This window comes from Mesorhizobium sp. CCNWLY176 (assembly GCF_037153935.1).
Classification (GTDB): domain Bacteria; phylum Pseudomonadota; class Alphaproteobacteria; order Rhizobiales; family Rhizobiaceae; genus Mesorhizobium_M; species Mesorhizobium_M zhangyense.
Genome location: NZ_JBBBDZ010000006.1, coordinates 286,800 through 307,730 on the forward strand (window position 1 = coordinate 286,800; position 20,931 = coordinate 307,730).

General features: G+C 61.4%; 20 protein-coding genes and 1 tRNA gene. 15 read left to right on the forward strand and 6 right to left on the reverse strand.

The genetic code is table 11. The features are described from left to right. Nucleotides 1-4 precede the first annotated feature (4 nt). Together WBQ96_RS13065 and WBQ96_RS13070 are read left to right on the forward strand one after the other, a co-directional pair. On the forward strand, nt 5-2,149 hold the full coding sequence (locus tag WBQ96_RS13065) for a peptidase domain-containing ABC transporter (RefSeq protein WP_336550345.1): 2,145 nt from the start codon (nt 5-7) through the stop codon (nt 2,147-2,149). Then, on the forward strand, nt 2,146-3,558 hold the full coding sequence (locus WBQ96_RS13070; protein WP_336550343.1) for an HlyD family type I secretion periplasmic adaptor subunit: 1,413 nt from the start codon (nt 2,146-2,148) through the stop codon (nt 3,556-3,558). The genes WBQ96_RS13065 and WBQ96_RS13070 overlap by 4 nt, the downstream gene beginning before the upstream one ends. Before the next feature lie 72 nt (nt 3,559-3,630). On the opposite strand, the gene WBQ96_RS13075 is transcribed toward WBQ96_RS13070, so the two are convergent. Continuing rightward, nucleotides 3,631-3,705: transfer RNA gene (locus WBQ96_RS13075), tRNA-Gly, on the reverse strand. Between the two features lie 230 nt (nt 3,706-3,935). Between WBQ96_RS13075 and WBQ96_RS13080 the strand changes: the two genes are divergently transcribed. From WBQ96_RS13080 to WBQ96_RS13095, 4 genes are all read left to right on the forward strand, one after another. Continuing rightward, nucleotides 3,936-4,433, forward strand: coding sequence for a prolyl-tRNA synthetase associated domain-containing protein (locus tag WBQ96_RS13080; protein WP_165120288.1), 498 nt, complete (start codon nt 3,936-3,938; stop codon nt 4,431-4,433). A 93-nt stretch (nt 4,434-4,526) separates the two neighbouring features. Beyond that, entirely contained in the window at nt 4,527-5,534 is a 1,008-nt protein-coding gene (trxA, locus tag WBQ96_RS13085) for a thioredoxin (protein ID WP_336550340.1), read from the forward strand. 132 nt (nt 5,535-5,666) lie between these two features. Beyond that, nucleotides 5,667-6,338 (forward strand): LON peptidase substrate-binding domain-containing protein, encoded by a 672-nt coding sequence (locus WBQ96_RS13090; RefSeq protein ID WP_336550338.1) that lies wholly within the window; start codon nt 5,667-5,669, stop codon nt 6,336-6,338. A 25-nt stretch (nt 6,339-6,363) separates the two neighbouring features. Beyond that, nucleotides 6,364-6,597, forward strand: a complete 234-nt coding sequence (locus tag WBQ96_RS13095) for a Trm112 family protein (protein WP_336550337.1) — start codon at nt 6,364-6,366, stop codon at nt 6,595-6,597. Between the two features lie 56 nt (nt 6,598-6,653). Here the strand turns inward: WBQ96_RS13095 and WBQ96_RS13100 are convergent, their stop codons facing one another. From WBQ96_RS13100 to WBQ96_RS13110, 3 genes are read right to left on the reverse strand one after another with little or no spacing between them, the layout of a single operon-like run. Then, nucleotides 6,654-10,058: an error-prone DNA polymerase gene (locus WBQ96_RS13100; protein ID WP_336550335.1), complete on the reverse strand. Its 3,405-nt coding sequence runs from the start codon at nt 10,056-10,058 to the stop codon at nt 6,654-6,656. Beyond that, complete coding sequence (locus WBQ96_RS13105; RefSeq protein ID WP_337035898.1) at nt 10,055-11,521, reverse strand: DUF6504 family protein; 1,467 nt, start codon at nt 11,519-11,521, stop codon at nt 10,055-10,057. Before WBQ96_RS13105 ends, WBQ96_RS13100 begins: the two co-directional genes overlap by 4 nt. Further along, entirely contained in the window at nt 11,451-12,470 is a 1,020-nt protein-coding gene (locus WBQ96_RS13110) for an ImuA family protein (protein ID WP_336550334.1), read from the reverse strand. Before WBQ96_RS13110 ends, WBQ96_RS13105 begins: the two co-directional genes overlap by 71 nt. Nucleotides 12,471-12,670: 200 nt before the next feature. Here WBQ96_RS13110 and WBQ96_RS13115 point away from each other — a divergent pair, with 200 nt between their 5' ends. Beyond that, nucleotides 12,671-13,105 (forward strand): metallopeptidase family protein, encoded by a 435-nt coding sequence (locus WBQ96_RS13115; protein ID WP_165120260.1) that lies wholly within the window; start codon nt 12,671-12,673, stop codon nt 13,103-13,105. Nucleotides 13,106-13,113: 8 nt separating this feature from the next. Beyond that, complete coding sequence (locus WBQ96_RS13120; RefSeq protein ID WP_336550332.1) at nt 13,114-13,452, forward strand: YunG family protein; 339 nt, start codon at nt 13,114-13,116, stop codon at nt 13,450-13,452. 13 nt (nt 13,453-13,465) lie between these two features. Here the strand turns inward: WBQ96_RS13120 and WBQ96_RS13125 are convergent, their stop codons facing one another. Both WBQ96_RS13125 and WBQ96_RS13130 read right to left on the reverse strand, forming a co-directional pair. After that, nucleotides 13,466-13,675, reverse strand: a complete 210-nt coding sequence (locus tag WBQ96_RS13125) for a DUF1737 domain-containing protein (protein WP_165120262.1) — start codon at nt 13,673-13,675, stop codon at nt 13,466-13,468. 55 nt (nt 13,676-13,730) lie between these two features. Continuing rightward, nucleotides 13,731-14,612: an HpcH/HpaI aldolase/citrate lyase family protein gene (locus WBQ96_RS13130; RefSeq protein ID WP_336550329.1), complete on the reverse strand. Its 882-nt coding sequence runs from the start codon at nt 14,610-14,612 to the stop codon at nt 13,731-13,733. A 107-nt stretch (nt 14,613-14,719) separates the two neighbouring features. Between WBQ96_RS13130 and WBQ96_RS13135 the strand changes: the two genes are divergently transcribed. The 7 genes from WBQ96_RS13135 (at nt 14,720) to WBQ96_RS13165 (ending at nt 20,542) form a co-directional block, all read left to right on the forward strand. Next, a complete protein-coding gene (locus WBQ96_RS13135) occupies nt 14,720-15,889 on the forward strand; it encodes an NAD(P)/FAD-dependent oxidoreductase (RefSeq protein ID WP_336550327.1) in 1,170 nt (389 codons plus the stop codon). A 93-nt stretch (nt 15,890-15,982) separates the two neighbouring features. Beyond that, nucleotides 15,983-16,588 carry a 3-isopropylmalate dehydratase small subunit gene (gene leuD / locus WBQ96_RS13140; protein ID WP_165120265.1) on the forward strand — a complete coding sequence of 202 codons (606 nt, stop codon included), beginning with the start codon at nt 15,983-15,985 and terminating at the stop codon, nt 16,586-16,588. A 151-nt stretch (nt 16,589-16,739) separates the two neighbouring features. Further along, nucleotides 16,740-17,567, forward strand: coding sequence for a hypothetical protein (locus WBQ96_RS13145; RefSeq protein WP_336550325.1), 828 nt, complete (start codon nt 16,740-16,742; stop codon nt 17,565-17,567). Between the two features lie 12 nt (nt 17,568-17,579). Continuing rightward, nucleotides 17,580-17,963, forward strand: a complete 384-nt coding sequence (locus WBQ96_RS13150) for a RidA family protein (RefSeq protein ID WP_165120267.1) — start codon at nt 17,580-17,582, stop codon at nt 17,961-17,963. An 85-nt stretch (nt 17,964-18,048) separates the two neighbouring features. Continuing rightward, nucleotides 18,049-19,152: a 3-isopropylmalate dehydrogenase gene (gene leuB / locus WBQ96_RS13155; RefSeq protein ID WP_336550320.1), complete on the forward strand. Its 1,104-nt coding sequence runs from the start codon at nt 18,049-18,051 to the stop codon at nt 19,150-19,152. Between the two features lie 122 nt (nt 19,153-19,274). Beyond that, the gene (locus tag WBQ96_RS13160) at nt 19,275-19,403 is read left to right on the forward strand and encodes a hypothetical protein (RefSeq protein ID WP_336550318.1); all 129 of its coding nucleotides are present in this window, start codon (nt 19,275-19,277) and stop codon (nt 19,401-19,403) included. A gap of 104 nt (nt 19,404-19,507) precedes the next feature. Further along, nucleotides 19,508-20,542, forward strand: a complete 1,035-nt coding sequence (locus tag WBQ96_RS13165; RefSeq protein WP_336550316.1) for an aspartate-semialdehyde dehydrogenase — start codon at nt 19,508-19,510, stop codon at nt 20,540-20,542. Nucleotides 20,543-20,931 lie beyond the last annotated feature (389 nt).

Sequence of the window (20,931 nt, forward strand, 5' to 3'; positions counted from 1 at the left end):
GGCCATGGACACGTATCAGCATACCAGCCTTCAATGCCTGGCCTTGGTCGCGCGCCATCACGGCGTCGACCTTTCGCCCGAACGGCTCGTTCACGATTATGCCGTGGGCGACCAACCCGTCGCTACGCGGAAGCTCCTGCGAATGGCGAAGGATTCCGGGCTGCGCGCCCGGCATATGAAGCTTGCCTGGCGGTCGCTTTTCCAGCTGGGCGATGCCTATCCGCTGCTTGCCGAGCTCGAAAACGGCAACTGGGTGGTGATTGCCGGTGCCGCCATTGGCGGCGAGGAGGACATGATCCGCATCCTCGACCCGCTGGCCCAGCGTCCGGAATTCCTTCTTCTGAACGAGCAGCAGTTTTCGAAGGGCTGGAGTGGCTCCGTCATCCTTCTGAAGCGCAACTACCGTCTCGCCGATGATGATCAGCCGTTCGGCTTCCGCTGGTTCTTGCCGGAAATTATCCGCCAGCGCAGCCTTTTCCGCGATGTCGCCCTGGCGGCATTCGTTCTCTACGGGCTCGGCCTGACAACGCCGATCTTCTTCCAGCTCGTCATCGACAAGGTGCTGGTGCATCAGAGCTATGCGACGCTCACCGTCCTTGTGATCGGCGTTGCCGTTGCCCTTGTCTTCGATGCGGCCTTCACCTTTCTCAGGAAATATTTGCTCCTCTATGCGACCAATAAGATCGATATCCGCATGGCGACGCGCACGTTCGGGCATCTCCTGAACCTGCCCATCGCGCTGTTCGAGCAGGCATCGGCCGGCGTTCTCGTCAAGCATATGCAGCAGACCGGGCGCATCCGCGAGTTCCTGACAGGGCGGCTCTTCCTGACGCTTCTCGACGGGTTGTCGCTTCTGGTCTTCATACCGATCCTGGTTCTCTACAGCGTCAAGCTCACCTTCGTGGTCCTCGGCTTTGCCGCTTTGGTCGGCCTCGTCGTCATGTGCCTTGTCGGGCCGTTCCAGAGACGATTGCAGGCGCTCTATCAGGCGGAAGGTGAGAGGCAGGCGCTGCTTGTCGAAACCGTTCATGGTATGCGCACCGTCAAGTCCCTTGCTCTGGAACCGCGCCAGCGCCGCGTCTGGGACGACAGCTCGGCGCAGTCGATCTCGGTTCGCTTCCGTGTCGACAAGATCTCGAACATCGCGCAGGCGCTGACCGGGCTTCTCGAAAAGCTGATGAGTGTCGCCATCATCGGTCTTGGCGCGCTCGATGTGTTCAGCGGAACGATGACGATCGGCGCGCTCGTTGCCTTCAACATGCTCGCCGGTCGGGTCTCCGGGCCGCTCGTCCAGATCGTCACCATGGTTCACGAGTACCAGGAGGTAGCACTTTCCGTCCGCATGCTTGGCGAGATCATGAACCAGCGCCCCGAGCAGTTCGGGCGCGGGCGCGGCATCAGGCCCGAACTCAAGGGTCAGATCGAATTCGAAAAGGTGACGTTCCGCTACGGGCCCGATGGCGCGCCGGCGCTCGACGACGTCTCGTTCACCGTGCCTGCAGGCTCGGTGTTCGGCATCGTCGGCAAGAGCGGTTCGGGCAAGACGACGGTTACACGCCTCATCCAGGGGCTTTACCAGAACCAGCAGGGGCTGGTGCGCATGGATGGCTATGACAGCCGCGAGATCGATCTCGTTCATCTCAGAACGAGCATCGGCGTCGTGCTGCAGGACAACTTCCTGTTCAAGGGTTCGGTCCGCGAGAACATCGCCGCGGCAAAGCCGAATGCGAGCATCGAGGAGATTGTCGAGGCCGCCCGTATCGCTGGTGCGGAAGAATTCATCGAGCGCCTTCCGCGCGGTTTCGAAACCCTGCTGGAGGAAAACGGGTCGAACCTCTCCGGCGGCCAGAAGCAGCGCCTCGCCATTGCGCGCGCTTTGATCACCGATCCCAAACTGCTTATCCTTGATGAAGCTACCAGCGCGCTCGATCCCGACAGCGAAGCGATCATCCGCCAGAACCTCAGCAAGATTGCCGAGGGGCGCACGGTCATCATCGTTTCGCATCGCCTGTCGACGCTGGTCGACGCCGACGCCATCCTGGTCGTCGACCGCGGCAAGATCGCCGATATCGGCCGCCACGATCAGCTCGTCTCGCGCTGCATGACATATCGCCACCTGTGGTCCCAGCAGACGAGGCAGGTGGCATGAACGCGCACACGCCAAAGCCCAGCGAGAACCTGCCCGTGCCGGTCACCAAACCGGCGACCGAACTGGTTGTGAAGCGCGCACCGCTTCCGCCGGTCATTGCGGAATTCCAGTCGGACGCGGTGGAGCTTGAAGAACGCGTGCCGCCGAAGATCGCGCGGCTTACGCTCTATGGCGTCACCGCGCTCATCGCCGCCGCGATAACATGGGCCTCGGTCTCGCAGATCGACGAGGTGGTCATCGCCCCCGGCAAGCTGATCACCACACAGCCGACCATCATCGTGCAGCCGCTGGAAACCTCCATCATCCGCTCGATCGATGTCGCCAATGGCGATGTGGTTCGCGCCGGCCAGACGCTGGCGACACTCGATGCAACGTTCAGCCAGTCGGATGTCGATCAGCAGCGTGCGAAGTTTGCCGCGCTCGATGCACAGGTCAAGCGCAGCGAGGCCGAACTCAGCGGCGCCGATTATTCCAAGATCGCCGGCAGTTCGGCGGATGAGCAGCTGCAGGTCCAGCTCTTCGGCCAGCGGCTCGCCTTCTATGTCGCGCAGATCCAGAATTTCGATCAGCAGATAGCAGGGCAGGCGGCGGCGATGACGGCCGGCAAGGAGCAGGAAACGATCCTGCTCAGCCGGCGTGAAAATCTCAGCCTTATCGAAAATGCGCGCGAGACATTGTACAAGCAGGAAACCGGCTCGCTGCTCAACCTCCTGAGTTCGCGCGACGCCCGTCTTGACGTCGATTCGAGTATCTCGCAGTTGCGCGGCAAGGCCGAGGAGGCCGGACATTCGCTGGCGAAGCTCCGGGCCGATCGCCAGGCCTTCATCGAGGATTTCCGCCGCGTGACGATGGAAAAGCTTGTCGAGCTCAGAAGCCAGCGCGACACGGTCGGCGAAGAGCTTAAAAAAATGGAGCTGCGCCGCAATATGGTTGTCCTGACCGCGCCGGCAGATGCGGTCGTGCTCGATCTTGCCCAGCGCTCCATCGGCTCCGTTGTGCGCGAGGCCGAGCCGATCGTCACGCTCGTCCCCCTGAATGTGCCTCTGGAGGCCGAAGTCTCGGTCAATTCGCGCGACATCGGGCGTATTGCGGTGGACAAGGAGGTCCGGATCAAATTCGACGCTTATCCGTTCCAGAAATTCGGCACGGCTTCCGGCTCGATCCGCACGATCAGCCGCGATGCCTTCACGCCGAGCCAGCAGGAGGCGGCGGCAGGTCAGCCCGCGGTTCCGTATTTCAAGGCCCGCGTCCTGCTCGCCGACACGCGGCTGCATGCTTCCGCCGAGCCCGTCCGGCTGTTACCCGGCATGACGGTGTCGGCCGAGATCAAAGTCGGCCGGCGGACAGTGATTTCCTATTTCCTCTATCCGCTGCTGCGCGGCCTGGACGATGCCATCCGCGAGCCGTGACCGGCATTTCGACGTTGGACGCCTGAAAACGAAAAAGCCGCGGCGAACCGCGGCTTTTCGTTGCTTGTAAATTGGAGCGGGTGAAGCGATTCGAACGCTCGACCCCAACCTTGGCAAGGTTGTGCTCTACCCCTGAGCTACACCCGCTCGTGCGATCTCTCGACCGCAAGCCGCGCCTATATGGCGGAAGAGACGGCCGAATGCAACAGGGAAAATTGCACAAAGATGCGTAATAATTATGGCCTCCCGCGATCAGTCGGATTCGGGATGACCCGTCACATGCAAATGTTCGGCCAATCATGCAGAACGGGGTTGTTTCCATGCGATCTTTGGCGATAACCGTTCCACCAGAGATAATGACAAGCCGGATGCAGTCCATGCCGAAACATCCCGATGAGCTCTTTGCCTTTCTCGAAGGGCTTGGAATTGCGGTTGCAACCAAGGCGCATCCGCCGCTTTTCACCGTTGCCGATTCACAGTCGTTGCGCGGCGAAATCCCCGGCGGTCACACCAAGAACCTCTTCCTGAAGGACAAGAAGGATAATTTCTTCCTTGTTACCGTCGATGAGGACGCCGAGGTCGATCTCAAGCAGATCCACCATCTTATCGGGGCGTCCGGCAGGGTTTCTTTCGGCAAGCCCGAGGCGCTGATGGAGCTTTTGGGCGTCGTACCTGGTGCTGTGACCGTGTTTGGCCTGATCAACGACACTGAAGGCCGCGTAAAAGTCATTCTGGACAGCACATTGATGGAAAATGCGGTCATCAATGGCCATCCGCTTACCAACGAAGCGACGACCTCGATTTCTCGCGATGACCTTGTTGCCTTCGTAAAAGCGACCGGGCACGAGCCGGTTATCTTGAAAGTCTCCGCATGATCGCCACATGGGTGACGGAAAACGGTTTTCCGTGTGCCCATTGCGCGCGTAGAATGAGCCGAACATGCACCGGAAAGCGGTGAAAGGGTAACAATGAGCAACCAGGACAATTCATTCGGCGGCCCCAGCGGCAATTACGCCACCAGCTTCAGCTACGGCGCACCCAAGCCGGCGGAACCGCAGGGCGGCTCGCCCGCCATGGTGCTTGGCTCCGACGCTGGCGCGGAGCCTGTCGTCGTGAAGGACACGACGACAGCGAGCTTTGCCGCCGACGTCATACAAGAGTCGCGAAACCAGCCTGTGCTTGTGGATTTCTGGGCGCCCTGGTGCGGTCCTTGCAAGCAGCTGGCGCCGGCGCTCGAAAAGGCCGTGCAAGAGTCCAGAGGCCGGGTCAAGCTGGTCAAGATGAACATAGACGACCATCCGGCGATTGCAGGGCAGCTCGGCATCCAGTCGATCCCGGCGGTCATCGCGTTCAAAGATGGGCAGCCCGTCGACGGCTTCATGGGGGCGGTGCCTGAGAGCCAGATCAGGGATTTCATCCAGAAGGTCGCCGGCAAGGATGACGGCAAGGGACAGCTCGAGGAAGCCATGGCCGCCGCCGCCGAGGCGCGCGCCGCGGGCGATCTTCAGACGGCAGCCGATATTTTCGATGCCGTGCTGCAGCAGTATCCCGACAATCTCGACGCGCTGGCCGGCCTCGCGGACCTTCTGTTCGAGGCAGGTGATGTGGCTGGTGCTGAGGAAATTCTGGCCAAAGTGCCGGCCGAAGCCAAGGATACGGCAGCGCTTTCGGCAGTGAAAGCCAAGCTCGCTCTGGCCAAGCAGGCGGCATCGCTCGGCAATCCTGCAGAATTCGAGGCGCGCCTTGCGGCGAACCCCAGGGATCATCAGGCCCGGTTCGACCTGGCCATGATCCAGAACGGGCTCGGCCAGCGCCAGGAGGCCGCGGACAATCTGCTGGCGATCGTCAAGGCGGACCGGACCTGGAACGACGATGGCGCGCGCGCCCAGCTTCTGCAGTTTTTCGAGGCATGGGGCATGACCGACGAGGTGACGCTGGCCACCCGGCGAAAACTGTCGTCACTCCTGTTTTCGTGATCGGAATGGAGAAAGGCGAAGGCCAGGACTTGCCCTCGCCGTTCTCCAGTCCACATTGCTGATGAAAGCTCCGGGAAGCGCCGGATGATTCTCGGCTGGCCAGGTTCGACCCGGCCGGCACGGAGGTGAAAAATGCAGGCGGGAAATGCGCATTATCGGTCGGGCAAGGACGTGCCTGCGACGATACCTGTTTTCCCGTTGACAGGGGCGCTTCTTCTGCCGGGCGGCCGCACCCCGCTCAACATCTTCGAGCCGCGCTATCTGCAGATGGTCGACGAGGCTGTCGGCGGAACGCGGCTGATCGGGATCATACAGCCGGCGCTCGACGGCTCCTTGCGTGAGGACGGAGAGCCGGAAATCTGTGAGGTCGGCTGCGTCGGGCGTATCACCTCGTTTGCCGAATCGGGCGATGGCCGCTACCTCATCTCCTTGCAGGGTGTCTGCCGTTTCAGGGTCGCCCATGAACTGGCGGTGAAAACGCCTTTTCGGCAATGCCGTATCATGCCCTTCATTACCGATTTGTCGGATGACCCAACCGGAAGCGAGGTCAATCGGCTGGCTCTTCTAAAGGCATTCCGGGCCTATCTGGAAGCGAACGATCTCGAGGCTGATTGGGAAAACGTCAGCCGGGCCGAAAACGCCATGCTGGTGAATGCGCTGTCGATGATGGCGCCCTATGGCGCGGCGGAGAAGCAGGCGCTTCTCGAGGCACCGGATCTGAAGACGCGGGCCGATACGCTGATCGCCATCACCGAGATGGTGCTTGCGCGCGAGAACGACGACTTCGGTTCAAGCCTGCAATAGGGCGTATGGGATTGGACGGCGATCGATGAATCAGGAAAAACCAAACCCGGCAATCGACGTCAAGCTCCTGGAGTTGCTGGCCTGTCCCCTGACAAAAGGCCCGTTGACGTGGGATGCCGAGCACCAGGAACTGGTGTCGCGGCTGGCACGGCTTGCCTATCCGGTTCGTGACGGCATTCCGGTCATGCTGCCTTCCGAAGCGCGCACGATTGGCATCGATGATGAAGCGAAAACCAGTCCCGCATCGAAAGACGATTGAATCGTCGGACAACGGCGGATTGGTTTGCGGAAATAGATGCCGCGCCCTCTGTCGGCTTACTGAAAATTTCGCCCCTTCGGCATGACGCTGCGTGCCTGACGGGACAAGGTTTCGTAGTCGCGGTGCGGTATCGCGGGTTTCTCGACGGGGTGAATTGCACCTTCCGCTGGATTGCCCATGTTTTGCGCTTTCTCATGCTGCTCAAGCCGCCTTATCGCGGCTTCCTCGGAGAGTTCGCCGAGCCATAGCGACAGATCCTCGATGGTTTCGGCCACGATATGAATGACCCCCGATACCGACTGCAGGCGGCCTTTCACCTTGACGAAGCGCGCGCCCATGACTACCGGCCGGAAGCGATCGAACACCTTTGGCCAGACAATGACATTGGCGATCGATTTCTCGTCTTCAAGCGTCATGAAGACGACACCCTTGCCGGAACCTGGCCTTTGACGAACGAGAACCAGGCCGGCAACGGAAATGCGCCTGCCGCTGGGCAGGTCAGGCAGAATCGCGTTGGGCGTGATGCCGGCCTTGTCAAGCTTGTCGCGCAGGAAAGAGAGCGGATGCGCTTTCAGGGAGAGGCCAAGCGACCGGTAATCGTGCAGGACATGTTCGCCGAGCGGCATCACCGGCAGCTTCGTCTCGGGTTCGTTGTCGCGCAGGCGGATATCGGGTTGATCGAACAGCGGCAGGCGCTCGGTGGCACTCTTGCCGTTCAGTGCGCGCACGGCCCACAAGGCAGCACGCCGATCGAGGCCGATCGAGCGGAAAGCATCGGCCTGCGCCAGCCTTTCCATCGCGTCGACGCGTAGCCCGGAGCGTAGCCACACATCGCGGACCGAGGTGTAGCTGTTGCCGCGCCTCTCTACGAGGATTTCCATATCCTTTTCGTTCAATCCCTTTATCTGCCGAAAGCCGAGACGGACTGCATGGCAGGTTTTGATCACGCCGCGCATTCCGACATGACGCGCGGCGATCCGCTCAGGGTCGAAGGATGATTTCTCCAGCAGGCAATCCCATTCGGAATGGTTGACGTCTATGGGACGTATCTCGACGCCATGATCCTGGGCATCGCGCACAAGCTGCGCCGGTCTGTAAAAACCCATCGGCTGTGAATTCAGGATCGCCGCGCAAAAGACATCCGGGTACCAGACCTTGAACCATGACGACGCATAGACCAGCAGCGCAAAGGAAGCGGCGTGGCTTTCAGGAAAACCATAATCACCAAAACCCTCGATCTGTCGGAAACAGCGTTCGGCAAAAGCACGATCGTATTTATTTTTGACCATGCCTTCGATCATGCGATTCTTGTAGTGATGGATCGTCCCATTTCGCCTGAAAGTTGCCATCGCGCGCCGTAACTGATCGGCTTCTCCGGGAGTAAAGCCTCCGGCGTCGATGGCGATCTTCATCGCCTGTTCCTGGAAGAGCGGCACACCCAGGGTCCTTACGAGAATCTTTCTCAGCTCTTCGCTTGGGTATTCGACTGCTTCCTTGCCCTCACGCCGGCGCAGATAGGGATGCACCATATCGCCCTGGATCGGGCCGGGCCGCACGATCGCCACTTCGATGACGAGGTCATAAAATGTGCGCGGCTTGAGTCTGGGCAGCATCGACATCTGCGCGCGGGATTCGATCTGGAAGACGCCGAGCGTATCGGCGCGGCAGATCATGTCGTAGACTTGTGTCTCCTCCTGGGGGATCGTCGCCAGCGTCAACCGCCTGCCATACTTGTCCCGAACGCCATAATGGTTCTCCAGGAGATCGAAGGCTCGCCTCAGGCAGGACAGCATGCCAAGTGCCAGTACATCTACTTTCAGGATGCCGACCGCATCGAGGTCGTCCTTGTCCCACTCCACCATCTTGCGCTCGTCCATCGCGGTCTTGACGATGGGTACAATCTCATCGAGCCTGTCCTTGGTGATGACGAAGCCGCCGACATGCTGCGACAGATGGCGGGGGAAACCCATTATGTCGTTGGCGCGTGCGACCACGTGCTTTGTGAGCGGATCGGCGCGGTCGAGGCCACCTGCATTGGTTTCCTTTTCGCCGAGTTCCGTGGAAGACCAGCCCCAGATGGAGCCTGACAACGCACCGCGAACATCGTCCGACAGGCCCATTGCCTTGGCCACCTCGCGCAGCGCAGAACGACCGCGATAGGTGACGACAGATGCCGCCAATGCCGTGCGCTTCTCGCTGTATTTCTTGTAGATGTAGGCGATGATCTCATCGCGCCTGTCATGTTCGAAATCGACGTCGATGTCTGGTGGCTCGTCGCGTTCTGTGGACACGAAGCGCTCGAAAAGAACCTCCATAAGACTGGGATCGACCTCGGTGATGCCGAGGCAATAGCAGATAACGGAATTGGCGGCGGAGCCGCGTCCCTGGCACAGGACGCCGACTTCCTTGGAACGGGCGAAGCGGACGATGTCGTGTACGGTGAGGAAATAGCGAGCGTATTTTTTATAGGCGACGATTGCGAGTTCGTGCCGGATCAGGCTGTCCACCTTTTCGGGGACGCCCTCCGGATAACGGTTGCCGGCGCCTTCCCACGTCAGCCTTTCCAATTCTTCCTGCGGGTCTACACCCTCCTTCGTGGTTTCATCGGGATAGTTATGGCTAAGTTCGCTCAGTGAAAAAGACAGGCTTTCGGCAAAACGCAGTGTCTGCGCCAATGCCTGGGGGTAGGCCTTGAAAAGCCGCGCCATCTCTGTCGATGGCTTCAAATGCCGCTCTGCATTGGCTGCAAGTTCGAAGCCTGACTGGGCGACGGGCCTGTTAAGCCGGATCGCGGTCAACACATCCTGCAGGGGTCGCTGGTCGGCGGTGTGGTAGAGGACATCGTTGGTTGCCATCAGGGGGATGGCGGCGGCCGTTGCCATGCCTGCCGCCTGTTCGAGACGGAAACGATCGTTGCCGCTGTAATCGGGTGCGGCGGCAAGCCAGAGGTTGCTGCCGAAACGATCCTTGAGCCGGTGTAGAAAGGCGAGCGTCTTCTGCGCCGGCCCCGAGAGATCGGGCAGCACGGCCAGGGATATGCTGTCGCCCCATTGGAAAAGGTCGTCGGCATAGACAAGCGGTGCGCCTTTCGGGCTTTCCTCGCGCATATTGGCTTGCGTCAACAGGCGGCACAGATGCCCCCAGCCCTTGCGGTCCTGTGGATAGGCGAGCACGTCAGGCGTGCCGTCGGCAAAGACCAGCCGGCAACCGGGATGGTAGGGAAGCCACAACGGGTCGGCATCCTTGGAAAGCTTGATGTGTTTCGACTGGCTCCAGGCGCGCACGACACCAGCCACGGTGTTGCGGTCGGCAAGGCCCATGCCGGCATGGCCGAGAAAACAGGCTGCAACGACCAGATCCTCCGGCCGCGATGCCCCGCGCAGGAAGGAAAAGTTCGATTGCACGCCGAACTCGACATAAAGCGGAGAAGCGGTGGGCGCGCGCGAAACGTCATCCTTCATGCGAAAAGCCCCTGCAGGAACCAGCGTGGGTTGCCTTGCGTGGCGCCGTAAAACCCCTGGCGGAAAAGCCAGTAGCGGCGGCCATCGGCATCCTCGATGCGGAAGTAATCGCGCGTTGCCTCATCCGCACCATCGCGCCACCATTCCGGGGAAATGCGCTCCGGGCCTTCCGCCCGTGCGACCTCATAGAGCGCGCGACGCCAGCGGAAGCGGGCAGGCGGCCCGTCGGGCACTTCGGCGGCCATGACCTCGACCTGTTCCGGTTGGGGAAAAAGACGGATCGGGCGCTCGGGTCCGGGGGATGGTCGGGCGAGCGCAGTCTCACCCACTCTATTCCCTGCGTGGCCGGAAGCTTTCCCTGTCTCGGCAAAGGGCACGAAAGAAACCGCCCTTTCCGGGATGTGGCTCTCGACAGGAACGGGTTTCAGCACGGCATTGCTGTCCTGGCGGGCGCTTACGCGGTCGACGAAGAGCGCCAGATCCTCGTCGCTTCCGGAAACATCCCCCGTGAAGTCGGTCTGGTCCATTTCGAAAGGAGCAGTCGCCAGAACGGAGAGGCGGACAAGGTCGAAGCCGTAGCCGGCATCGAGGACATCTTCGAGGGCGGCCAGTCTTTCGTGAAACAGTTTTCCGATCAGGCCCGGTTCGCGCAAGGGACGTGACGTGCCGACGCCGATGCGGCTGACCGCGCCGTCGACCCGAAACAGCAGGAGCTGCAGGGCGCGTGCACCTTCGCCTCGCCGTTCGAGATCGGTTTTCAAACTGCGGGCGAGCAGGAGGACCAGACGTTCGATCTCGTCCATCAGCATGATCGGTTCGGACAGATGCCGTTCCACCGACAGGGGAGCCACGGGCAGGCGCGGCGAAACTGCTTCCTCGAGATGGCCGAGCGCCTGGTCTAGGCGCATGAGAAGCGCCTTGCCGAAACGGCGCGCCAAGGGCGCGCGTGGCGCCTGCAGGATTGCGCCGGTGGTGCGCAATCCCACGCTCTCAAGAGACGCGATCGTTTCGGGCGCGAGGCGCAGTGCGGCGAGCGGAAGTGGCGCCATGGTTTTTTTCTCCTCGCCCGGCGAGACGACCGAAGTCGTGCAGAATCGTGCTGCTGCCCAGGCCGCTCCCGGCGTCGAAGCCAGCCCGGCGCGCACGTCAAAACCCTGGTGGAAAAAGCGCGACAGCATGTCGTCCAGCATGGATTTCTCGCCGCCGAAGAGATGGGCGCAGCCGGTGATGTCGAGAAACAGCCCGTCCAGCCCATCGAGCGCCACCAGCGGCGTATAGCGGTCGCACCAGTCGGCCAGGCTTTCGAGCAGCCTGCGGTCTGCTTGCGTGTCAGCCTCGACGATCTCTATGCCGGGATGCATGGCGCGTGCGTCGGCGATGCCCATGCCGGGCTTAAGCCTGAGCCGTTCGGCCTGCTCGTCGAGGGCGGCGATGCGCTGCGTGTTCTTTTCGCGATGGCTGATGACGAGGGGCGGCTGCGTCCGTGGCCGGCTTGAACGCCAGGATCGCCCCAGCCGCTGGCGCAATATCCGTTCGGTGGAAAGGTGCGGAAACCACAGCGCCATTATTCTTTGAGCCGAGACCATCTGGCCGTCTTTCTTCGAATGAGCGTTCATCGGCGTTCCACTCCAGCGTGAACTGTCCGGGCAAGGCATTGCGGCTTTTGTCGATCCTGACCGTGAAGCCGGGCGGGCCGATGGAATCGGGCAGGGGCCCAGTGATCGTCCAGCGCAGGGCGGCGGGTGCCGGCGAGACAACCAGGCGCACGGGGGCTGCGGTCGGCTCGGGCTGCGCTGCCTGGCGCAGCAGGAAGACGGGCCGGCCTGAATCCTGGGCACGATGATGCAGGCGCCGTGTCGCGACGAGGTCGAGCTTCTGCGGATTGCCGCGGATTTCCAGGATCACGGCTGAAAGCGCCTTCAGGCTTGCCGCCTCCTCGGCGATCCACATGGCATCCGCGAGTTTCGGCGCTTCCGCGATCATCAGGTTCTCCGGCGCGATGCCGAAACGGGCATGCAGGCCCGGAGCATAGGGAAAGCCCGCCTCGCGGAAGATTTCGTGCGTGCCGATCCACAGCACGGGCAGTTTCGGCTGCGCGGCATTCTTCACAAGCAGTCCGGCAAGCGCCAGGGCAAAACCTGCCACCGCGCCGGCGTCGCGGGTTTGTGCGCCATGGATTTCCGTCAGCGCGGCCTTGGGCAAGCCGCCGCCCAGTGCGGTGTCGAAATTCTCCGCGCCCGTCAGCAAAAGGTCTTGCACGACCGTGACCCCATGGCGGCGCAGCACCATGGTCTGCCCGGCCGGGTCTGTCCCGGCTGGGGGCGCCAGCCGCTCGGGCAGCGTGCCCTCTATGCGGGCGATTTTCTGGCGCAGGGCAAAAACGATTTCCTGCGCCACGGCGGATGTCGCCATGACGGTCTGCTTTTCTGATATGTTCCTGTTATGTTCTTATAGATTCCAGAGCGCGCCCGAAGAGTCAAGTGGAACGCGAGGAGAATTTATTCCTTTCGGGCGTTCAGCCGAACCGGCTGTCCCGGCTAATTTCCCGGTAAGCGCGCAAAAGCCTCGAAAGCCGTGCTCCGAAAGGCTATATGCGGTCAAAAGGGAAAAGAATGGCTCGCATCTACAAGACCCGCTCCTGGCACGACCAGCTTTCACCATCGATGGAAGAAATGGAGTTCATGGCTCTCGAAGCCTATGCTCACCTGCCGGAGGAGTTCCGCAAGCTCACCGGCGAGGTCATCATCCAGATCGCCGAATTTCCGACCGACGAGATCATGGACGATCTGTCGCTGGAAACGCCGTTTGACCTGCTTGGCCTGTTCGAAGGCCGTGGCATTGCCGAGCGCTGGAATCCGCAGACCGGCGAGGGGCCGAACCGGGTGACGCTCTATCGCCGCGCCATCCTGGATTACTGGTCAGAGAACGAGGAAACGCTGGGCGACATCGTCACCCATGTGCTCATCCATGAGATCGGCCACCATTTCGGCCTCTCCGATGACGATATGGAGAAGCTCGAGGAGGAGGCGGAACATCCTCAAAGCTGATCAATCCAGTGAGCGCTTTCAAAACACCCGATCAGCTTTATGAAAAGTTGAAGGCTGCGTGGAGTTCTGAAAGCTCGGGGGTTTGGAGCCTTGATAACCCCGCGAGAGGGCAGTGCAGCGTTACCTCGCTTGTCGTGCAGGATGCGTTTGGAGGCGAAATCCTCAAAACCCGGACGAAAGGCGGCACGCATTTCTACAATATGATCGACGGCGTCAGATGGGATCTGACCGTCAGCCAGTTCGATTATCCAATACCTTTCGAAGACCTGCCATCCAACCGCGATGAGGCGATGGCAGATACTTCGCCTCGCCAGTATGAGGCGCTCAAAGCCAGACTAGGCTTGTAAGCGCGACGGAGCCTTACCAGTCGCTCAGCTTGGTGACGCCTGCCTCATATTCCTGCCCGTCGACGTCCTTCACCACGGCCTGGCCGCATTTCATGATCTTGGCTTCGGCGTCGTAGGCATAGGTCGGCGAGCCGAACAGGTGCCAGCCCTTGTTCATGGCAGCCGTGACCTTGTGGCAGAAGCTCGCATCGTCCGGCCCGGTCAGAAAGCGGTAGAGTTTCATGTTGTCATTCCCGTCATGCCCCGGCCGGCTTCGGCATCAGAGCGTTCGATAATTTCTAGCCAATCATGGACGCTTTCGCCAGCAGCCTTTCGGCCTGCGCGCGATGAAGCAGTTCGACCATGCGCCCGTCGAGGCCGATCGCGCCCTTTCCGGCGTTTTCGGGAAGCGCAAAGGCGGCCACGATTTTCTCGGCTTCCTTGCGTGCCGTTTCCGACGGCGAAAAGGCCGTGTTCGCCGGCTCGATCTGCGCCGGGTGAATCAGCGTCTTGCCGTCAAAACCCATGGCCGCGGCTTGCGTGCATTCGGCGGCAAAGGCTTCAAGGTCGCGAAAATCATTGCTGACGCCGTCGACGATGTCGAGGCCGCCGGCACGCGCGGCCAGCAGCATCTGCATCAGCCAGGGCATGAGATAGCGCCGGTCGGGCGTTGCCAGAACGCCGGTTGCGGCGACAAGATCGTTGGTGCCGGCGACCAGGCAGGACAGCCGCGAGGCGGCGTCGCGGCCAAGCTCGGCGATGGCACCGATGTTGAGCAGCGATTTCGGGGTCTCGATCATCGCCCAGAGGCGCAGGCTGTCGGGCGCGTCATTGTCGTCGAGCACGTCGCCGGCTTCCAGCACGTCGCGCGGCGTGTCAACCTTGGGCAGCAATATACCGTCAGGCTCGCAGGCGGCGGCGGCCAGAAGATCGTCCGGGCCCCATTCGCTGGAGACCGCATTGATGCGGATGATCATCTCGCGAATGCCGGACGGGCGGTTCTTGAAGATCGCGCCGAGCTTTTCGCGGGCGGCGATCTTTTCCGTCGGCGCGACTGCGTCTTCCAGATCGATAACTACCGCGTCGCAGGCGAGGGACGCCAGCTTTGCCAGCGCCTTGTCGTTGGAAGCGGGGACGTAAAGCACCGAGCGGCGCAGATAGAGGCGGGTCTCTTGCGTCATGTGGTCTTCTTGCCCGGCAATGCTGGCTCTTGCAAGACGCAAGCTGGAAACCTTGATAACAGTCTCAGTAGACCTCTAGATTCGATTCATGTTGGGAACGTAAGCACATGGCGCGATATGACGTCATCATCATCGGCGGGGCGATCGTCGGCAGTTCGATCGCCTATTATCTGCGCGAGGAGGGGTTTTCGGGCTCCATCGCGCTGATCGAGCGTGATCCGCAATTCACCTACTCGTCCACGACGCTGTCCTGCGCCTCGATCCGCCAGCAGTTCTCCATTCCCGAAAACATTCGGCTGTCGCAGTTCACGCTGGCGCTGTTCCGACGGCTGGAGCAGGAGTTCGGTACTGGTGCCGATATAGGCTTCCGCGAGGGCGGCTATCTCATTCTGGCCGGCGAGAACGGCTTGCCGATCCTGCAGCAGAACCATGCGGCGCAGATGGCCGAAGGCGCGGATATTTTGCTGGAAGACGCCGCAGCGCTTGAAAAGCGCTTTTCCTGGATATCGACCGAAGGCGTTTCGGCCGGTGCCTATGGCCGTTCGGGCGAGGGCTGGTTCGATGCCCACGCCATGCTGATGCTGTTCCGCAAGGCACTGCGCGAAAAGAACGTCGATTTCATCACCCATGCCGTCACCGGTATCGAGCGTGATGGCGACCGCGTCGTTGCGGTCACGCTGGAAAACGGCGACCGGCTGGAAGGCGGCACGATCTTCAATGCCGCCGGCCCCTCGGCCGGCAAGGTTGCTGCCATGGCCGGGCTGGTCCTGCCGGTCGAGCCGCGCAAGCGCAGCGTCTTCATTTTCGAAGCGCGCGACAAATTTGCCGACATGCCGCTGATGGTCGATCCAAGCGGCATCTATGTGCGGCCTGAGGGGTCGGTCTACATCACCGGCGGCGCAGAGAATGAAGAGGGCGAAGGCCCTGCCGATCCCGGGGATTTCGACCCGGACTGGTCGCTGTTCGAAGAGACGATCTGGCCTGTTCTGGCCACCCGCGTACCGGCCTTCGAGGCGATCAAGGCGACGCGCGCCTGGGCCGGGCATTACGACTACAACACGCTCGACCAGAATGCCGTCATCGGTCCGCATCCCGACGTGCAGAATTTTGTCTTTGTCAACGGGTTTTCCGGTCACGGCCTGCAGCAGGCGCCGGCAGTCGGCAAGGCACTGGCCGAATTTTTGGTCCATGGCGCTTACAGGACCATCGACTGCTCGGCCTTCGGCTATGGGCGCATCGCCGAGAACCGGCCGTTCCGTGAACTCAACGTGATTTGAAGGCTCGCTTCGAATCAAGTTCTTTGATTCCCGGCTTGCTTTGTGTAAAGCAGGGCCGAAACAATTTCCCGGAACCAGAAACGGGCACAAGCCATGGAAAAGTTCACCAAGCTCACCGGCGTCGCCGCACCCTTGCCGATCGTCAATGTCGACACCGACATGATCATCCCCAAGGATTACCTCAAGACGATCAAGCGGACGGGCCTGAGCGTCGGGCTTTTCGCCGAAATGCGTTTCAATGAGGACGGTTCGGAAAACCCGGATTTCGTGCTCAACAAGCCGGCCTATCGCAAGGCGCAGATCCTGGTTGCCGGCGACAATTTCGGCTGCGGCTCGTCGCGTGAGCATGCACCGTGGGCGCTGCTCGATTTCGGCATCCGCTGCGTCATCTCGACCAGCTTCGCCGACATCTTCTACAACAACTGCTTCAAGAACGGCATCTTGCCGATCACGGTCAGCCCGGAAGACCTCGACAAGCTGATGGACGACGCCTCGCGCGGCGCCAATGCGACGGTCTCGGTCGATCTCGAAGCCAAGGAAATCCGCGGTCCCGATGGCGGCGTGGTCAAGTTCGACCTCGACGATTTCAAGCGTCACTGCCTGCTCAACGGCCTCGACGATATCGGCCTGACCATGGAAAAGGCATCGTCGATCAGCGCCTTCGAGAAGAAGAACGCCGAGAGCCGGCCCTGGGCTTAATGCCCTTCATTCCAGACGATGAGCTTTGCCTCGGCCCGAAAGATTTCCTTCGGGGCTGACAGCGTCTGCCGGCCTGTGGCATGGTCGGAGGCGTCGCCGCTGGAAAGCCTGATTTTCCGGCATTCCGAAACGCCCTGATTCGGAGTTCATCATGCGCTGGGCTGTTTCTCTTATCGCCGCCGGTCTGACCTTTGCCGCGACCGCTTTGGCCGTCGCGCAGGAAGGTCAGCCGAGTTCGATCCCCTTTGCGGGCGGAACTCTGACCATCAAGGAGACGGCCGATCTCGACAAGATTCTCGCCTTCGACGGCAAGGAACTGGCCCGCAACTATGTCGTCTATTACGACCGCACGGTCGATCTCGATGGCACGAAAGTGGCCCTTTTCGCGGTCGGCGATGGCGGCAATGCCTGCGGCCCCGCAACCGTGATCGTCTGGAAACCCGAGGGCGGCGAACTCAAGACCGCGACGGTGGGCGAGGATTGCGGCGCGCCGCCCGCGGCTGCAACGGAGGACAGCCTCTATTTCGTGCCTTATCTGCGCCCGGGCTCCACTGCCAACGTGCAAAGCTGGTCGCCGGAAGAAGGCTTGCGCGTTGCCGGCGAGATGAGCTTTACGCCGCAGCCTGGCACCAAATGGGCCGATATCGATCCGGCCAAGATCACCCACCCTTACGATCTCTTCGCCAATGGCGATTTCTATGATGCCGCCAGGAAGGTTCTCGGCGATAGTCTCGAAAACGTCGCGCTGGCGCTTTCGGTTTCGGGCGGGCCTGAAAAGACGGCTTCCGGCATTCTCTATGGCAGCGGCTGCATTCCCCATGCCTGCGGCGGTGGCGACGGTTTCTTCGCTTTCGACCAGAAGACGAAGGCCGTGTATTTCGCGCAGCAGGGCGATGGGGCCGAGCCTGATGCATGGCCGGCGCTCGACACCTGGCCGGCTGAAATTCGCGAAGCGATGAAGAAATCCCTCGAGCAATAATGGTCTGATTTCATGCGCAAACTGATTTCCACCGGCTCGCCCTTCGAAAAAACCGCCGGCTATTCGCGGGCGGTGGTGCAGGGCGACTGGTGCTTTGTCTCGGGCACGACCGGCTATGACTATGCGACGATGACCATGCCCGACAGCGTCGAGGACCAGACCCGCAATTGCCTGAAAACAATCACCAAGGCGCTCGAGGATGGTGGCTTCGCGCTCGCTGATGTGGTGCGGGCGCATTACTACATCACCAGCGACAGTTTTGTGGACCGGGTGTTCCCGATCCTCGGCGAGGCTTTTGGCGAGATCAGGCCGGCAGCGACGATGATCGTCTGCCAGCTCAACAAGCCGGAAATGAAAATCGAGATCGAAGTAACGGCGCTCAGGCGTTCTTCTTGATCTGCACCAAGCCTTTCCGTCTTGCGCGCCGCGCCTCAGGCGTTTAGCAAGACGCCGGTTCACGGCTTCCTTGAAAGGTTTTCCCATGGCATCGCGCAAGCTTCTCCTTCTCGCCGGCGACGGCATCGGTCCCGAGGCAATGGCCGAGGTTCGCAAGCTCATTGCGGCGATGAACGAGAAACTCGGCACCGGCATCGAGACCGAAGAAGGCCTGGTCGGCGGCTGCGCCTACGATGCGCATGGCAAGGCGATTTCCGATGCCGACATGGCAAAGGCGATGGCGGCGGATGCGGTGCTGTTCGGCGCCGTCGGCGGGCCGAAGTGGGATGCGGTGCCTTACGAGGTGCGCCCCGAAGCCGGCCTGCTGCGCCTGCGCAGGGACATGGAGCTTTTCGCCAATCTGCGCCCGGCCATCTGCTATCCGGCACTTGCCGCTTCGTCTTCGCTGAAGCGGGAAGTCGTCGAAGGCCTCGACATCCTCATCGTGCGCGAGCTGACCGGCGGCGTCTATTTCGGCGAGCCGAAGGAGATCATCGATCTCGGCAACGGCCAGAAGCGCGGCATCGACACGCAGGTCTACGACACCTTCGAGATCGAGCGCATTTCGGGCGTCGCCTTCGAGCTGGCGCGGACCCGGCAGAACCGCGTCACCTCGATGGAAAAGCGCAACGTCATGAAGTCGGGCGTCTTGTGGAACGAGGTGGTGACCGCCACCCACAAGGCCAAATATTCCGACGTCAAGCTCGACCACATGCTGGCCGATGCCGGCGGCATGCAGCTCGTGCGCTGGCCCAAGCAGTTCGACGTCATCGTCACCGACAATCTGTTCGGCGACATGCTGTCTGACGTTGCCGCCATGCTCACCGGCTCGCTCGGCATGCTGCCTTCGGCCTCGCTCGGCGCGCCCGATGCCATGACCGGCAAGCGCAAGGCGCTCTACGAGCCGGTGCATGGCTCGGCGCCCGACATTGCAGGGCAGGGCATCGCCAATCCGATCGCCATGATCGCCTCCTTCGCCATGTGCCTGCGCTATTCCTTCAACATGGTGACTGAAGCCGACCGTCTCGAAGCGGCGATCGCTTCGGTGCTGGACGAGGGCCTGCGCACCAAGGACATCATGTCCGAAGGCAAGACCGAAGTCGGCACCACGGCGATGGGCGATGCGATCGTGGCAAAGTTCTTCGCCTAGTCATTGCGATTGGCAGGGAGACGGAACGCTTACTTCTGCCAGATTGACTCTTTACGCAAACCGCGTAAAAGCCAGCACGAACTATTCCGGCGCATAATCGATGCGCCGAGACGGAGCTTTTCATGCGCGGCCTGCTTATGGCGCTTTTCGCAATCGACTTTCCCGGCCATGGGGTTTCCCAGGGCGGGCGCGAGCGCGCGCAGCTTCGCACCACCAAAACCGCGGCCAAAACGACCACTAAAACGGTCTGATCTCCCTGGCCTGCTCGCCCCTCCCGGGTCCGGCCCGGGGGCGAAGCCCGCACCGGCCGGCGGGTTTTCTCCAAAACGAGCGGAGAGGGACAGGAGAACATAATATGGGTTTCAAGGTTGCGATCGTCGGTGCCACGGGCAATGTGGGCCGCGAAATGCTCAATATCCTCGAAGAACGCGGCTTTCCGGTCGACGAGGTCGTCGCACTCGCCTCGCGCCGTTCGCTCGGCACGGAAGTGTCGTTCGGCGACCGCACGCTGAAGGTCAAGGTACTCGACACCTACGACTTTTCCGACACCGATCTCTGCATCATGTCGGCGGGCGGCAACGTCTCGAAGGAATGGTCGCCGAAGATCGGCAAGCAGGGCTGCGTCGTCATCGATAACTCCTCGGCCTTCCGCTACGACCAGGACGTGCCGCTGATCGTGCCGGAAGTGAACCCGGACGCGATTTCGCTTTTCACCCGCAAGAACATCATCGCCAACCCGAACTGCTCGACCGCCCAGCTCGTCGTGGCGCTGAAGCCGCTGCACGACAAGGCCCGGATCAAGCGTGTCGTCGTGGCGACCTATCAGTCGGTGTCCGGCGCCGGCAAGGAAGGCATGGACGAGCTGTTCACGCAGACGCGTGCGGTGTTCGTCGCCGACCCGGTCGAGGCCAAGAAGTTCACCAAGCGCATCGCCTTCAACGTCATTCCGCATATCGACGTTTTCCTGGATGACGGCTTCACCAAGGAAGAGTGGAAGATGGTCGCCGAGACCAAGAAGATGCTCGACCCCAAGATCAAGCTGACCGCGACCTGCGTGCGCGTGCCTGTCTTCATCGGCCATTCGGAAGCCGTCAACATCGAGTTCGAGGACCCGATCACCGCCGACGAGGCCCGTGAGATCCTGCGCGATGCGCCGGGCTGTCTCGTCATCGACAAGCGCGAGGACGGCGGCTACGCCACGCCGATCGACTCGGCCGGCGAGGATGCGACCTACATCTCGCGCATCCGCGAGGATTCGACCGTCGACAACGGCCTTGCCATGTGGATCGTCTCCGACAACCTGCGCAAGGGCGCGGCCCTCAACGCCGTGCAGATCGCTGAGCTTCTGGTCGAGCGGGGCTTGATCACGCCGAAGAAGAAGGCGGCTTGATTTTCGCTCACGGATCGTTTCGCCGCCGTTCCGGCGGCTGATCCTCCGCGGGGGCGCCGGACGACCGGCGGCCCGCAGTCGCGGGCTCGACCTTCGGTCGTTAGGCAAGATAACGCCGGTGTCCCCCTCCCCTTGAGGGGGTGAGAAGCGGTTCGCGAAGCGAATGAAAAGCCAACGATTTGGCTTTTCAAGTGACGAACGCCCGGAGCCATAGCGAAGGGCTGGCGACGAAGCCGCCGGGTGGGGTCGCTGCGGCAGTGCTCGACGTTCTTTTCGCCGAGTGCTGCGGTCTTGGCGCTGGGGACAATTTATTTTTGGGGCTGTCCTAGGAGATTTGTTGTTTGATCCAAGTTTTAAGTGTCTTCAAGAGGCTTGCTGGTGGTCCGTAA